Source organism: Streptomyces melanosporofaciens, assembly GCF_900105695.1.
Lineage (GTDB): Bacteria > Actinomycetota > Actinomycetes > Streptomycetales > Streptomycetaceae > Streptomyces > Streptomyces antimycoticus.
On sequence record NZ_FNST01000001.1, the window covers coordinates 390,652 to 404,195 of the forward strand.

General features: G+C 69.2%; 14 protein-coding genes and 2 pseudogenes. 8 read left to right on the plus strand and 8 right to left on the minus strand.

Going from position 1 to position 13,544, the window contains the following annotated elements; all coding sequences use genetic code 11:
• Nucleotides 1-28 precede the first annotated feature (28 nt).
• Entirely contained in the window at nucleotides 29-964 is a 936-nt protein-coding gene (gene ku / locus BLV72_RS01995) for a non-homologous end joining protein Ku (RefSeq protein WP_093459821.1), read from the minus strand.
• Nucleotides 965-1,128: 164 nt separating this feature from the next.
• Here ku and BLV72_RS02000 point away from each other — a divergent pair, with 164 nt between their 5' ends.
• The gene (locus BLV72_RS02000) at nucleotides 1,129-1,389 is read left to right on the plus strand and encodes a hypothetical protein (protein ID WP_342030642.1); all 261 of its coding nucleotides are present in this window, start codon (nucleotides 1,129-1,131) and stop codon (nucleotides 1,387-1,389) included.
• 92 nt (nucleotides 1,390-1,481) lie between these two features.
• A complete protein-coding gene (locus BLV72_RS02005; protein ID WP_093459823.1) occupies nucleotides 1,482-2,003 on the plus strand; it encodes a DUF6233 domain-containing protein in 522 nt (173 codons plus the stop codon).
• 268 nt (nucleotides 2,004-2,271) lie between these two features.
• On the opposite strand, the gene BLV72_RS02015 is transcribed toward BLV72_RS02005, so the two are convergent.
• The 4 genes from BLV72_RS02015 to BLV72_RS02030 all read right to left on the minus strand — a co-directional run bounded on the left by BLV72_RS02015 (nucleotide 2,272) and on the right by BLV72_RS02030 (nucleotide 6,325).
• Nucleotides 2,272-3,585, minus strand: coding sequence for an MFS transporter (locus BLV72_RS02015; RefSeq protein ID WP_093459827.1), 1,314 nt, complete (start codon nucleotides 3,583-3,585; stop codon nucleotides 2,272-2,274).
• Entirely contained in the window at nucleotides 3,582-4,238 is a 657-nt protein-coding gene (locus BLV72_RS02020; protein ID WP_093459829.1) for a winged helix-turn-helix domain-containing protein, read from the minus strand. The genes BLV72_RS02015 and BLV72_RS02020 overlap by 4 nt, the downstream gene beginning before the upstream one ends.
• A gap of 199 nt (nucleotides 4,239-4,437) precedes the next feature.
• Nucleotides 4,438-5,016: a GNAT family N-acetyltransferase gene (locus BLV72_RS02025; protein WP_093459831.1), complete on the minus strand. Its 579-nt coding sequence runs from the start codon at nucleotides 5,014-5,016 to the stop codon at nucleotides 4,438-4,440.
• A 10-nt stretch (nucleotides 5,017-5,026) separates the two neighbouring features.
• Nucleotides 5,027-6,325: an NsdA family TPR-like regulatory protein gene (locus tag BLV72_RS02030; protein WP_093459833.1), complete on the minus strand. Its 1,299-nt coding sequence runs from the start codon at nucleotides 6,323-6,325 to the stop codon at nucleotides 5,027-5,029.
• Nucleotides 6,326-6,513: 188 nt separating this feature from the next.
• On the opposite strand from BLV72_RS02030, the gene BLV72_RS02035 reads away from it, so the two are divergent.
• The 4 genes from BLV72_RS02035 (at nucleotide 6,514) to BLV72_RS02050 (ending at nucleotide 9,554) form a co-directional block, all read left to right on the plus strand.
• Complete coding sequence (locus BLV72_RS02035) at nucleotides 6,514-6,987, plus strand: hypothetical protein (RefSeq protein WP_093459835.1); 474 nt, start codon at nucleotides 6,514-6,516, stop codon at nucleotides 6,985-6,987.
• A gap of 363 nt (nucleotides 6,988-7,350) precedes the next feature.
• Nucleotides 7,351-7,923, plus strand: coding sequence for an RNA polymerase sigma factor (locus BLV72_RS02040; RefSeq protein WP_093459837.1), 573 nt, complete (start codon nucleotides 7,351-7,353; stop codon nucleotides 7,921-7,923).
• Entirely contained in the window at nucleotides 7,904-8,653 is a 750-nt protein-coding gene (locus BLV72_RS02045; RefSeq protein ID WP_093459839.1) for a hypothetical protein, read from the plus strand. Before BLV72_RS02040 ends, BLV72_RS02045 begins: the two co-directional genes overlap by 20 nt.
• 703 nt (nucleotides 8,654-9,356) lie before the next feature.
• Nucleotides 9,357-9,554, plus strand: coding sequence for a hypothetical protein (locus tag BLV72_RS02050; protein WP_093459841.1), 198 nt, complete (start codon nucleotides 9,357-9,359; stop codon nucleotides 9,552-9,554).
• A gap of 12 nt (nucleotides 9,555-9,566) precedes the next feature.
• Here the strand turns inward: BLV72_RS02050 and BLV72_RS49370 are convergent.
• Together BLV72_RS49370 and BLV72_RS51430 are read right to left on the minus strand one after the other, a co-directional pair.
• Nucleotides 9,567-10,205 (minus strand): annotated as a pseudogene (locus BLV72_RS49370) (zeta toxin family protein); the annotation flags it as partial.
• Nucleotides 10,206-10,594: 389 nt separating this feature from the next.
• Nucleotides 10,595-11,446, minus strand: a pseudogene (locus tag BLV72_RS51430) (zeta toxin family protein); the annotation flags it as partial.
• Between BLV72_RS51430 and BLV72_RS02060 the strand changes: the two are divergent.
• On the plus strand, nucleotides 11,337-11,666 hold the full coding sequence (locus tag BLV72_RS02060; protein ID WP_093459843.1) for a helix-turn-helix domain-containing protein: 330 nt from the start codon (nucleotides 11,337-11,339) through the stop codon (nucleotides 11,664-11,666). The pseudogene BLV72_RS51430 and the gene BLV72_RS02060 overlap by 110 nt on opposite strands.
• Before the next feature lie 334 nt (nucleotides 11,667-12,000).
• Here BLV72_RS02060 and BLV72_RS02065 read toward each other — a convergent pair whose 3' ends face one another.
• Nucleotides 12,001-12,753 (minus strand): TetR/AcrR family transcriptional regulator, encoded by a 753-nt coding sequence (locus BLV72_RS02065; protein WP_208905467.1) that lies wholly within the window; start codon nucleotides 12,751-12,753, stop codon nucleotides 12,001-12,003.
• Nucleotides 12,754-12,885: 132 nt separating this feature from the next.
• Between BLV72_RS02065 and BLV72_RS02070 the strand changes: the two genes are divergently transcribed.
• Nucleotides 12,886-13,419, plus strand: a complete 534-nt coding sequence (locus BLV72_RS02070; RefSeq protein WP_093459845.1) for a carboxymuconolactone decarboxylase family protein — start codon at nucleotides 12,886-12,888, stop codon at nucleotides 13,417-13,419.
• Nucleotides 13,420-13,544 lie beyond the last annotated feature (125 nt).

Sequence of the window (13,544 nt, forward strand, 5' to 3'; positions counted from 1 at the left end):
CCGGTTGCGTCCCCTTGCCCGCGGTCGGTTACGACGCCGGCCTCTTCCTCGAAGTCTTCTTCGCGGCCGTCTTCTTCCCGCCCGTGCTCGCCTTCTTCGCAGCGGTCTTCTTCGCGGCCTTCTTCTTCGGCGCCGGGCGCTGCCCGCTGATCTCATGCACCTCGGCTTCGTCGCCGGTGTCCTCGCCGCGGCTCTTCTTGGCAGCCCGCACGCTGTCCTGTAGGGCGGCCATGAGATCGACCACCTTGCCTTTGGGTTCGGCCGGCGCCTCCATCTCGGGCGGCTCGACGCCCGCGGTCTTGGCCTCGATGACGGCTTCCATCGCCTCGCGGTACTGGTCGCGGTACTGGCTGATGTCGGTGCCGCCGATGGCCTCCATCAGCGCCATGGCTTCGTCGACCTCCGAGTCGGAGATGTCGACAGCCCTGGGGGCGAGTCCTTCGGCCGAGCGGATCTCATCCGGCCAGTGCAGGACCTGGAGGACGATGGCGTCGCCGACTACTCGCAGTGCGCCGAGCCGCTCGCGGTTGTGCCACGCGAACTTGGCGACAGCGACCTTGTCGCTGCGCTGGAGCGCTTCCCTGAGCAGCACGTAGGGCTTGGCGGCGACGGCGCCGTCGGCTTGGAGGAAGTAGGGCTTGCCGAAGCGGATGGGGTCCAGCCGTTCGGCATCGACGAAGGCTTCGACATCGATGGCCTTGGCAGTGGGCAAGGGGAGGTCGTCGAGTTCCTGGTCGCTGATGGCCACGAGCTGATCTTTGGAGGCTTCGTAGGCTCGCCCGATCTCGTCCGGGTCGAGTACGCGGTCTTCGATCTCGCAGACCTTGCGGTTGCGGATGCGGCCGCCGTCGGCGGTGTGGATCTGCCGGAAGCTGATCGAGTGGTCCTCGGTCGCGGGCATGACCTTGATCGGAATCGTCACGAGGCCGAAGGACACGGCTCCAGACCAGACAGGGCGTGGCATGGCGTACCTCCCACCAGCCCCCCTGGGGTCGACTCCAGCGTAGATCAGCCTGATGGGGTAGCCGGGCCACGGCTACGTCATCCGGCTCTCCCCTCCCTGTGCGCGGCGACACTCCGGGCGCTGCACCACCGCCCCAAAGAATCGAACAGGTTTATGATTCGGGCATGGCCAGAGCCTACGACTTCCCTGAGGACCTGCTCACCGCGCAGGAAGAGCTTCACCAGGTCGTCCACGCCCTCAAGACGCTGTACGACCGCCTCCCGTGGTCCGTCGAACCCCATCCCGGCTTCAACGACCCGGAGTACTGGCGCCCGCGAAAGCGCCCCGCGACCGACGGCTGGACCGAGGAGGACCGGGCGGAAGTACAACGGCTGCGGGCCCAGCAGCAGAAGCTGAGCATCGAGGTCGTCACGCACCCCTTCTAGACGACGCTGGAGGGCCCGGACCTCGTCACTGCACGGACGGTGCTCAAGTACGTCCACGACGCACCAGATGTCGACGCGCCCGCCGCATAGCGGTGACGGACCCCTTCAGCCCCGACAGTCCGGACCCGGACGCTCCCGGGCCGCCGGCATGGGTCGAGCTCGCTGACGGCCAGAGCGTCACGGCCCAGGTCATCGGCCGCATCCACCGCCCCGGCCCCGGAGGCGACTGGTGGTACGAGCTCCGCCTGCCCATCTGGGCCGAAGCGCAGCTCCCGGACCGCATCACGGTCGTACCCGACTCGATCATCTTCCGCGTCCCCGCTCGCCTGGTCACTCCCATCGAGGACATCGACTACTCCGGCGTGCCGACCCGACGGGAACGCCCACCAGGCCGACCACCCCGCTCCAACCCCGCCGCCCCAGCAGGCCGGTGGAGCGTCCAGCACCTGCCCGCGCCCATGGGCGGCCCCGGGCGCCGGGTCATCCACCACGAGTCGTGCTGGCTACCGACCGGCGACCCGGACCTCACGCTCGACCAGGCGCTGCGCGAGCTCGCCCGACCGGGCAGCGAAGCATGTGCCGCCTGCGACGCCCGCCACCTCTCGCGATCCTGAGGGCGACACAAGCGGCCAACCTCCTGAACCACGGAGTGCGCACCCGGGCAGAAGCTGGTGAGGATGCCGCTGGAGGAGAACGGGTTGATCACCAGCTACCGGCGCGGCCGGGCACGGTACGGGATCGCTGGCCTGCTCCCGCCGAAGCTGGAGCAGTTGAGACGGGCCGTCCTCGCCGAGACGCCGCCGGTCGCCACCGAGACGGCGTCGAGCCGGCATGGCCGATCGTCCCGTTCAGCCGCGAGGAAGTAGGTCCTCTGACGCGAGGCTAGCCGGACGAGGGCGAGGATGCGGACGCCGATGCCGATGGTGCGCCGTGTGCCGGCTCCGGCGGAGTGTTGGGCAACTCGCGGATATGTGGGACCGGCGAAGGCAGCACCCAGACCAGGCACATCACGGCCCCGGCCGTTGCGATCCACAGGGTCGGACGTAGCCCGATAGTCGTGCCGAGTGCTCCTCCCGCGAGGGCGCCCAGCGGGCGCATGCCGTGGGTGAGGGTGCGGTAGGCCCCATTGACGCGGGCGCGCAGGGAGTGGGGGATCAGGGCTGTCTGGAGTGAGCCCAGCGAGATGTCGACAATCATCGCACCCACGCACGAGCCGAATTCGGCGAGGAAGAGGAGGCTGAGGACGAGGGGGTCCGGGCCGTCCGCGAGAGGTACGAGCAGTAGCGGGACCGGGAAGGCCGCGAAGCCGACGATGACGGCGGGCCCGATGCCGACGCGGCGCACGAGACGGCCGGTGAGGGCGGCACCGACCAGCCCACCGATCGCACCGACTCCGAGGACTGACCCCAGCACGCCTGCGCTCAGGCCGAGTTCGGTGGTGGCGTAGAGCACGAAGAGCGTGTGAAAAGTGAAATTGAAGAACTGAACCGTGGCGGATCCGGCGAACGTGGCACGCATGACGCGCGAGCGGAGGATCCACCGCAGGCCTGCGGTGAAGTGCCCTTTCGAGGGAGGCACGGCCGACGGTTCGACGGGGGTTATGCGGGCCAGACAGCAGGCAGAGGCCAGATAGGTCACCGCGTCAGCGAGGAGCGCGAGCGGCGCGGTGAACAACTGGACGAGGAGACCGCCGGCACTGGGACCCGCGACGAAGGACATGGCCCGGCTTCCGTTGACGAGGGAGTTGCCCTCGATATAGCGCTCGGCGGAGATGAGCGAGACGAACAGGATGGTGTTGCAGACGTCGAAGAGGACGGTCAGTGCGCCGATCCCCAATGCGACCGCGTAGAGCTGCGTGAAGGTGAGGGCGTCCAGGACGTACGCGATGGGAACCGACGCGACGAGCAGGGCCCGCGCGAGGTCCGTGGCGATCATGACGCGGCGGCGGTGCGCTCTGCCGTCGGCCCAGGCGCCCGCGGGAAGAGAGAGCAGCAGGGCGGGCATCAGCTGGGCCGTGGCGAGCCAGCCCATCTGGGCGGCGTCGGCATGGAGGGCAAGGACGGCGACGAGAGGGAGGGCGATCTGGGATAGCTGGTCACCGACCAGGGAGATGCTCTGGCCGGTCCAGTAACGGCGGAAGGAGCGCTTGCGCAGCAGGTCGGGGACGGCCGCGGATAAGCGGCCCGAGGCCGTCATCGCGGGCCGCCCGCGCTGTCCGGAGCGATGGGGGTCTCCTTGTTGCCTGCGGGCTGTTGCGGCAAGGGAAAGGCGGCCCGGATGATCTGGACGAGCCGCACGCCTTGGGGGCGGGCGGCAGGGTCGCCCTGCCGGTCCTCGTACGGGTGCAGCAGACCGTCGAGTTTTTCGCCGAGGTCGGCGAGTTCCTCCGCCGTCAGATAGAGAACCTGGTCGCCGATGTGCTCGGCCTCCTGCCACTCGCGTGGCAGATCGTGGCGCTCTTCGATGGCGCGGGTCATCAGCTCGAAGTAGCGCTCGGCGACCGCCGTTTCCAGTGCCCTGCTGGCCTCCGCGACGGCAGGATCTTCGGAGTAGTTGGGCCACTGAGTGAAACGTGCAGTGGCCCGCCAGGGTTTCTCGCGGCCTTGGCCACCCGGTGCGACCTCGACCAGCCCGTACTTGGCGAGCATCCGCAGGTGGTACGAGCAACTGGCGACGGATTCGCCGGTGAGCTCAGCCGCACGGGTCGCGGTGAAGGGGCCTTCGGTACGGAGCAGGCCGACGAGGCGCATACGGGTGGGATGGGCGTAGGCGCGCAGAGCAAGGGGGTCGGTGAGCCGGGTCGTGCGGGCCTGGGCTCCCGTTGGCTGGTCCTTCTGGCTGTTCGACACGTTGTAAAGGTATCTTTAGAAAGATTCCTTTACAACGGACTCTGCGTCACCCTCGCGTCGGCATTGGGGTCTCATGGGGCCTGCTGTTGGTGCTGCGATAAGCGGCTGGGTGAGGTGGCGTTCGAGGGCGGGGATCCAGCGCACGGTGCGGTGATTCTCGGGTGTGTGCTGCAGCTGGCCGCACCCGAAAGGGTTCCGGTTACGACTGATCAGCGGTGACGTGGAGCAGCAGCAGGTCGAAGTCGGGGCCGTCGGTGGTGTTCTGGTAGGAGCCGGCGTGTTGGTAGCCGAGTCGGGTGTACAGGTCCTGGCCGCGCTGGTTGGAGGGGAGAGCGAGGAGGGAGGACCAGCGGGGGTTGATGGCTGTGATCAGTGCGGCGTGGAGTCGGGTGCCGATGCCGCGGGTCTGCCACGGTGGGCGGACCGCCAGTTCACACAGGCCCATCAGGCGTTCTGTGCGGGCGTCTTCGGGGACTTGGTCGACCAGGCCGGGGCCGAACCAGTAGTCGGCGCTGCAGGGGAAGCCGTAGCCGAAGCCCACGGCGGTGCCGCGCTCGTAGGCGACGACCAGGACGAGGCCCTGGTGGTGCTTGAGGTGTCCGGTGATCTGGCGGTGGAGGGCGGGGACGGACAGGCCCATCGCCTCGGCGCCGGGGTTGTCGACCAGCTCGGGGTGGGCGTCGGCCCAGATGTCGGCGAGCAGGGACAGCAGGGGCGGGACCTGGCCGGGCCCGTAGGTGCGGATCACCACGTCGGCGCGGGTGCTGGGGGCGGTCATCGTCTCCTCCTCAGATGACGACGTCGGCGGTGGCGCGGTACGCCTGAAGCCAGTCGGCGACCGCGGGGACCGCGGCGTGCCGCTGGAGCGCGCTGGCCATGTTGTGCAGCTGCTGGAGCAGACGGTCGGAGCGCACCTCGGGGAGGTAGGCCAGGGCGCGCCCGGCGGCCTCGGCGGCGGCTTCCGGGTCCGGCCGGTCCCTGACCGCATGGTGGATGGCGATGTCGGCGGTGTACAGGGCGCGGTTGCGGGTGAATTGGTCGCCGTGGAGGAGTACGGCTTGTTCGGCCCCTGCTGCGGCCCGTTCGTGCTGGTTGAGGTCGGCGCGGGCGAGGGCCTCCAGCCCGGCGAGCTCGCCGGGGGTGAAGAACTCCAGCCACATCGGGTCGGCGTCGCGCGGTCCTTGGGCGTACAGCCGGTGGGCCCGCACGATCGCTTCGTCGGCTGTGCTGGCGTCGCCGAGCAGGGCCCAGCCGCCGGCCTCGCGCATGGCGAACAGCGACAGCATGCGGTGTGAGCCGTAGGTGCGTGCCACGCTCTGGGCGCCCTGCGCGGCGGAGATCGCCTCGCGGGGCCGGCCGGATGCCTTGGCGAGCAGGGACAGGCAGCCGAACGCGTGTGCTTCCAGGCTCGTATCGTCAGCGATCCGGGCGGCGGCCAGGGCCTCGCCGTACAGCGAGCGGGCATCGGCGGCCCGGCCGGAATCGTAGGACAGCCACCCGGCCGCGATCGACAGATGGCCGGTCGCCGACCGCAGCATCCTGCCGGCCCTGTCGGTGTAGGTGCCTTCCTGCTGCCACTGGTAGGCGGTGTGTAAAGCGCGGCCGGCGTCCCGGCGCAGCGCGGCGGAACCGTGCTCGTGGTCGTGGGCGTAGAGGGTGGCTACGGCCTGGTCGACGCGGTGGACTTCGGTGCTCCCGATCCGCCCCACGGGCCGCGCTGTGCTGGTGCCGAGGGGAACCAGGGACAAGGCGGCGCCGCCGCCGTCGGTCAGGAAGACACGGCGGTCGACCGGGTTCTCTTCCCGCTCGGCTGTCTCGGCCGTCAGGGCGGGGAGAGCGAGGTGGAACCCGAGATCGAGCATCGTGCGCCCGGTCATGCGGGTCAGGATGCGCCGGTACACGGCGCGTCGGCAGTCCACGTCCCCGTCTTCCCAGGCCGCCACCAGCCGGGCGGTGCAGCCGACGTGTTCGCCCATCTGCTCACCGGTGGCCACGACGCGCGGGGCGAACTCCGTCCGGGACATCTGGAACTCGCCCTCGCGCACAGCACGTAAGCGGGTGTTGGGGGGATTGCGGCGGTCAGCCATCGAAGGCTCCCGGATATCAACGAGGAGTGCAGACGACCGTACTGCTCCCTCCGCGTCCCGTGCCCTGTCTGGACCTTGTTTCACCCTGTCCGGGCATTTTGCATCGTTCTTGCATCGCTTCGGCGTCGCATCCGCCGCTTGCTCCCGGGTTGTCTGGAGTCCCGACACGACCCGTTCAGGAGGCTCTTGTGTCGAACGCGTCCCAGGCCGACTCTGTGTGGTCCGGGCGGCTCGAGCCGGACCAGGCCACCCGTGACACGTGGAGCTCATCCCCGCACTCCACCGTGTTGGTGGGCTGCGGCCTGGAGTGGGACGCCATCGTCATCGCGCCGCTGGAACGCGGCCTGGCCGCGCTCTCCCGCCTCGGCCTTCCGATGGACCGCGGTTATCCGGTCCTGGCCGACTACGTCCGCCAGGAGCTCATCGTCCACGTGCCCGCCGGCACCGCTCGCCGGTGCACCGCTCAAGGCACCCGCTCCCTGACAACCGGCTCGTGGCTCCTGGTGCCGGCAGGCCAGCGTGGATCCATCTGTGCCACGTGGCTCAGCATCCCGCACCACACCCGCCTGCGATTCGTTGATCCCGGCGAGTTGTCCGACGCACTGCGGCAAGTTGATCAGACCGGCGCCGCCTCACATGCCAGCCTGCTGCCTCCCCCGTAGGAGCAGGCCACCAGGAAGCCCCGGCGGGCGACACACGGCCCGCCGGGGCTTCTACTGCCTTTCTCCGGCACCGGGCGCCCCCGTATATGGAGGGCAGTGAGTGGTGATGTCGGAGCAGCTGGCCATCGCGAGGCCCGCGGCCCCCGGCATCCCGACCCGAGGAGAATGCCGAATTCGAACCTATGGTGACGCATCGGTAGCGCTGAGTAAATATTTTCCGGTTGTCTCCTGCATGATCGTCCGTTTGTGGGCGCTATGAGGGTGGAGGGCTCCAGCGGTCCTCTGGTGCCGACCGAGGCATCGTCCGCGACAACTGGAAGGGGCCGAAAGGCCGTGAACGTTTCGTCAGCGGGAGGGGAGCCGGTGACGCCGGAGGAGAGCTTGAGGCGCCCGCCTGGTGCAGTCGCTCTCCCCGCGGACTTCAGGGCGTTCCACCAGCTCTACCGCGCCGCGTACGTGCGCTGGGCCGAGATACACCTCGGGTCGAACGCGGACGCCGAGGAAGCCGTCGACCACGCCTTCGAGCAACTCGCACTGTCCTGGCAGACCGTACTGACCCAGCCGACGCCCGAGGCGTACGCGTGGAAGGTGGTCAAGAACCGCACCATCGACCTGGCCCGCCGCCGCAACCGCCGGCCCGTGGTCGCCGACGTCGCCGCGTTCGAGACCTGCGACCTGCGCAACGCCGTGGACCCGATCGGCGAACTGGAGACCTCACTGTTCGTCTACGAGGCGATCAACGACCTCCCCGACCGGCAGCGGGACGTCATCATCCTGCGCTACAGCCTCGGATACGACGCCGCCACCACCGCACGCATCCTCGGCATCAGCCCGGCCGGGGTCCGGTCCACCGCGCGCCACGCCAGACGGCGCTTGCGCCAGGTCCTCGGGCTGGACGAGCAGGAAGGAATCCGTGATGGGCACCCAACCGATTGACCGGATGCTGGCCAAGGCCCGCCTGGAGCCTCGCTTCTACCCGCCGGAGAAGCTGGCCGCGGCCGAGGAACGGATCGCCGCGCGCGTCGCCGGCCGTCTCGTGCTCGGAGCGTTGAGCTACGACGCCACCGTGCAGTCCGCACGGGCCCAGTCAGCGCTGCCCAGACCGCGGCAGCAGCCGAGTGAGGGGTGGCAGCCGGACGAGAAACTGCTCGAGGACGCCGCCGGCGCCCTGCGTGCGGTGAGCCGCATGGTGGTCGGGGACGAGGGCGCGCTCCAGGAGATGTCCTCGTTCATCGGGGACCGGACCCTCGAGCCCGACGGCGCGGTGATCCTCGGGTGCGTGCTGCAGCTGGCCGCCCGTGAGGACTCCGCCCAGTTCTGGTGGCAGTTCGCCGCCGGCGCCGGTAACTCCACCGCCACCTACTGCCTGTACCTCCACCACCTCGCTCTGGGCGAAGGACTGGCCGCCGAATGCTGGTACCGGCAGATGGTGGCCGACCGGCACACCCCCGCCCCCGCGGTGCACGAGGTCCTCATGCACCGTCTGGACCTGGGCCGGGAAGGCCAAGAGCCCACGGCCACCGTACGAATGGCCGTACTCCCGGAGGCAGCCGAAGCGGTCGTCCGATACGTACCGACCGCGATCGAGTACGTGGACGGCGTCGAGCTGCCGCTCCCCACCGACGGCTTCGCCGAACACATCGAAGAACTGGCCGCTGCCCACTGATCAGACCCTGGATGCCGGGCGGCGGCCACCCCAGCCGTCCGACATCCGTTGCTCATAGCTACCCAATGACATGCCTGAGCGCCTGATGGGTGACGCCAGCGGGCCCGATCCGGTACGTGGACCATCAGGAGGTTGACGCGACGGGAACGCGCCCACACCTGCCATGGTGCGGGCTCTGACCACATGCGGAGGCCGCCCGGACCGTGGCAGGATGACGGCATGTTGACCCGAAAGGCCGATGCCACGTAGGCGTCCGAAAGGGCTGCGCGCGAAGCGTTGGCAGCCCAGAAGAGGTATTCCGGTTCGCCGGGTCCGCGGTGTGTCTGCGGCGACTCGCGTGGCGATCCGGAAGCTCGACGAGGACCGACTATGGCCAGGGGCTGTGGCTGCTGCCCTGGCCGAGTGCCAGTGGTATCTGAAACAGCCGGGGCGCGTACTGCCGGATCCGGAGATGGCCTGCGAGTGCTGTGATCCTCTCGTGGCGCGAGATCGACTGGAGGACGTGCTGCTGTGGCTTCCCCACGGTGCCAGGGCAGACCTTGGCAGGCTCGTCTCCAGGCTCGATTCGGAATTCGAGCGCCGGGCCGCTCCTCTCAGCCCCCACCTCATGCTGGCAAGTTCATGGGGTGCGTGCGGATGGTGGCGTCGGCGCCTCCTGGAGAACTGAGAGGCAGGGTGGTTCAGCTCCGTCGCCGTACGCGAGGTGACGGCCTGGTACGCGGCACGGATCGCCGCCGAGCGCCGGGCCCCGGTACCCGATGAGGACCGCATCCAGGAGCTGAGCACCGCGCGGCACAAGGCCGTGGAGGATCAGGCCAGAGCCGAGGAGGCCAGCCCCGAGGAAGCCGCCCGGATCGCCGCCGACTACGCCGCCCGGCTGCAAGCACTCAAGGACCAGTAGCCCCGGGCAGGTTCAGGGAGCAGGGAAACCGCTGTCGGCTGCGGACGGTCGATCGGCAGCGGCTGGACCCGCGCAGGCATCAACGGGCGGGCCAGCTCGGCGATCTGGTCCAGCTCGCGGCGGTGCTGGGGCAGCGACAGCGGGCCGCTCCTGGCGGAGCAGCGCCTGGCCATCCCGGCGGATCACCGTCACGGCCGTGATCGCCGGATGAGTGTGCGCCAGCTCCATGATCTCGGCCAGTGCGCCGAAGCAGGTGTCATGCCCGGTCCGGGAGGTGAACCGGCCGTTGATCCCGATCTGCAGGGCACGGGCGTACCGCAGCGCGGTCCCCAGCCGACTGTCGGCCGCCCGCACGGCAAGGACCACCAGCTCGACCGGGTAGGCGGCGGTCGCGAACGGGAGCGCGCTGGCCAGAAACTCTTTCGCGCTGCCTGGCGTGCCCTCGATCAGGACATCGCCACGCTGGCCCCGTACGTATGCCTCGGCGTCGGCGGACCAGGCCCGGTAGCCGGTCCGGATCGCCCTGCCCGCGTTGCGGGGGTCGTCTTGCAGCAGTTGGTAGTAGTCCGGATGCGAGGCCTTGAAGTCGTCGCCCTCCAGCTTCGTGGTCCCCCGCCGCATCGCAGCTTGACGGTCCTGGCGACCTTCGACTTTCCCGCCCCGGGCTGCCCCAGCACATACGCCGCTCGCGGGTCGTCCTGGCTGATGATGCCGTTGAGGTACGACGGCGCGATCAGCTCCTCGAAGACCCGCTTGTGTTCCTCAGCCGAGAGCCGGTGATAGTCCACGCCTGGCGCGTCCCGGCGGGGCTGGGCAATGCGGCGAACCGGCTCCGCTAGGGCCGCGGCGCGCTCGGCGTCCCGCAGGACGGCCAGGCGCCGGTCCTCACAGCGCACATCGCGGTGCAGACGCTCGTCGGTTGTGGCCAGCTCGCGGCGGAAGGCCGCCGTCTCCCGGGCGCTGCAGGGCAGCGACCGGCCATAGGCCACGGCCTGGTCCGCCGCTGTCCGCCGCCATGCCCCGTCGATCAGCTCGTTGTCGTAGAGCACCGTGCCGTCGCGGCGTACGACGGTGGTCCGGTCGGCCAGGTGCTCGGCCTCGATGACCGCCAGCGTCCGCAGCATCCCCTTCGAACAGGCGTCGTGGTTCTCCCACGACACGTACCGGCCGCCGCCGTCGATGGATTCGGACAGGAAGCGGGCCACGGTCTCGAGCTGACTCCAGGCTTCCGCCGTGGCCAGGGCCACCACCTCAAGTCGGGTACGGACGCGCCGGTATGCGGCAGCTGAGGCCCGGAAGTCCTCGGGGTCGGAAAGGTCCGACTCGACCACCGCGCCGAAGCGCTGGGCGCGGACGTAGTCCTCTACAGCGGCCTGCCAGCCGCGGATATCGGGCCGGACCTTTACCCCGGTGGTGCGGACGTCGGCGGCCAGCAGCTCGGCGTAGCGGCGGTGCGCCGTTTTGCAGAGGTCGCTGCCGATCCGCACCGCGCCGCCAGGGTGGTTGAGCGCCGCGTGCACCAGGTCCGCGATCGCGGTCTTCCCGGCGCCCGGCTGCCGGCCGACGACGACCACGGTCGGCCGGTCCTGCCGTATGGCGTCTTTCGTCCACGTGGGGAGGATCACCTGGTCCAGTCGGACAGCGCGGCTGTGCCCATGTCCGTCTCTCGCGCCATCGAGCCTCCCCACGTGGTGATCACTCCACAGTGATCCCAAACTCAAGGATAAGCATAATGTAAATTCAGGGTTAAATCCGTGGTAGTGTTCAGGGTGGAGGTGGAGTATGCCGACGGAGGATGAGCTGTTCAGTGCGGTTGACGCGCTGCTGCAGGGGGAGCCGCAGATGCCGCCGCCCGAGGAGCGGGCCCGGCTGCGGGAAGCGGCCGGCGTCACGCAGGCCCGGGTGGCACAGGTCCTGAGCACGACGGTGCAGACCCTGAAGAACTGGGAGAACGGCCGGTCCGAACCGCGGCCGCCGCGGCGTCAGGCGTACCTGCGGCTGCTGGACGGATGGGCGGCCCAATACCCCGCTCCCGAACAGGGGCAGGCCCTGGACACATCAGCGGCCGCGCCAATGGCCGGCCGTGCGGAGATCAGCGGCGAAGGGAAGTGACCCGGGCGAGCGGCTCTCCCCGGTGGGAAGCCTTTGGCGACCTGTTCCGACAGGTCGCCAGGGGCTTCGTGCCGCGCGGGCCCATGGGGGAGGGGCTGGGTGAGCTTCAGGGGGCGTGTGGTCAGGTAGGCGCGGGCGGTACAGCTCGCAGTCGGTCGAGGCGTTCGTACATGGCGCGGACGAGCCGGGCGCGGTTGTGCACGCAGCGCATGGTGCGTCTCGCCGGTGTCGACAGCCGGCGGTCCGCCTCGGCGAGCACCACGTCGGCAAGTGCCCGCTGCTTGTCGCTGGCTATGGGGAGCCCGGCGCAGCGGCGGCGGAGGTCGGCGGGGACTCAGCGGTCCAGATCCGACCGCAGGGCTGCGAGGTGGTCGAGGGCTTCTTGGCCGAGTTCGTTCTCTACGGAGTGGACGACGTCGCGTGCACGGTCACGCAATGCAGAGCTGGCGATCACGATGTCGTCTGACGTTGTGTACGCGCGAAGATGCTCGACCGCGGCATACAGCGCGTCACGCAATGGCGCTACGTCGCGGGCGATCTGCGCGAGCAGGCTGCCTCCCTGGTAAGCGGCGATCAGCATGTGTGCGAGTCGCGCCGGATCCGGTGACGCGTCGAGTCGTCCGTCATCTTGCATCCGCTCGAGTCCCGCTCGGAAGATGTCCCGCCATTCGGCGAAGACGCGGGTGAGGTCGTCGCGGACATCCAGATCGGTCTTGACGATCTCGCTCGCGAGGGATCCGAGGCTGCAGCCGTTCTCGAACGGGCGACCGGAGACGACGAAGAAGTCCGCCCACTCCTGGTACGCCTCGAGCGTGTCGAAGCCGGCGAACCGTTCGCTTCGGTGGAAGCCGAGCACGCTCTCGGCCTGCCAGTCGATGACGGCGCGCACCAGGCTCTCCTTGTTCGGGAAGTAGTGGCTCAGCTGCGAGCCGCTGACCCCCGCTGCTCTTCGCACCAGCTCGTTGTTCGTCGCGTGGACCCCGCGCGTGTAGATCAAGTCCGCGGCGTGCTCGAGGATGCGGTCTCGCGTCGCCAGCCCCCTGCCCGTGAGCCTGCGGAGGCCACGCGATCCATCGTTCATCTGCATGTCACCACCCTATCCACAGATTGGGTTGAGCAGCCCAATCCGAGTCGATTGGGCTTGACAGCCCATTCCGCGTCGTGTTCACTGCAAGTGGGCCAAGCAGCCCAGACTGATACCGACCGGAGGACGACCACCATGTCTCGTCTCAGCACGCCCGAGCTCACCGACATCGACGCCAAGGCGCAGGGCACGCTCGACGCCATCGCCAAGCAGTTCGGCTTCGCTCCGGGCATGTTCACCACGCTCGCCGCCAACCCGACCGTCCTCGAGATCGTGATGGGCCTGCAGGGCAGCATCGCCAAGCTCCTCGACGCGAAGACCCGCCACACGATCGCGCTGGCCACGTCCCACTCCAACGACTGCGACTACTGCTCGGCGCTGCACGGATACATCTCCGCGAACCTCGGAGGCATGTCCACCGAGGAGATCGAGCTGGCCCGCACCGGCGGCTCCACCGATCCCAAGCGTGCCGCCGTCGCTCGCTTCTCCCAGCAGGTGATCGAGACCCGCGGCCAGGTAGGCGACGAGGACATCGCCGCGGTCCGCGAGGCCGGGTACACGGACCCCGAGATCCAGGCGATCGTCACCGTCGTGGTCGTCACGCTGCTCACGAACTACCTCAACAACGTCAACGACACCGTCGTCGACATCCCCGGTGCGGGCGCGTAACCAGCGACGTCGAAACCGCGTCGACTGGCACGGAGGTCGCCCCAATGAAAGCGATGTTCACCACGTACTGACGTGACTCCAACGCCCAGAAACCACCTCCTGACCCGATCTCTTCGACAACGAAA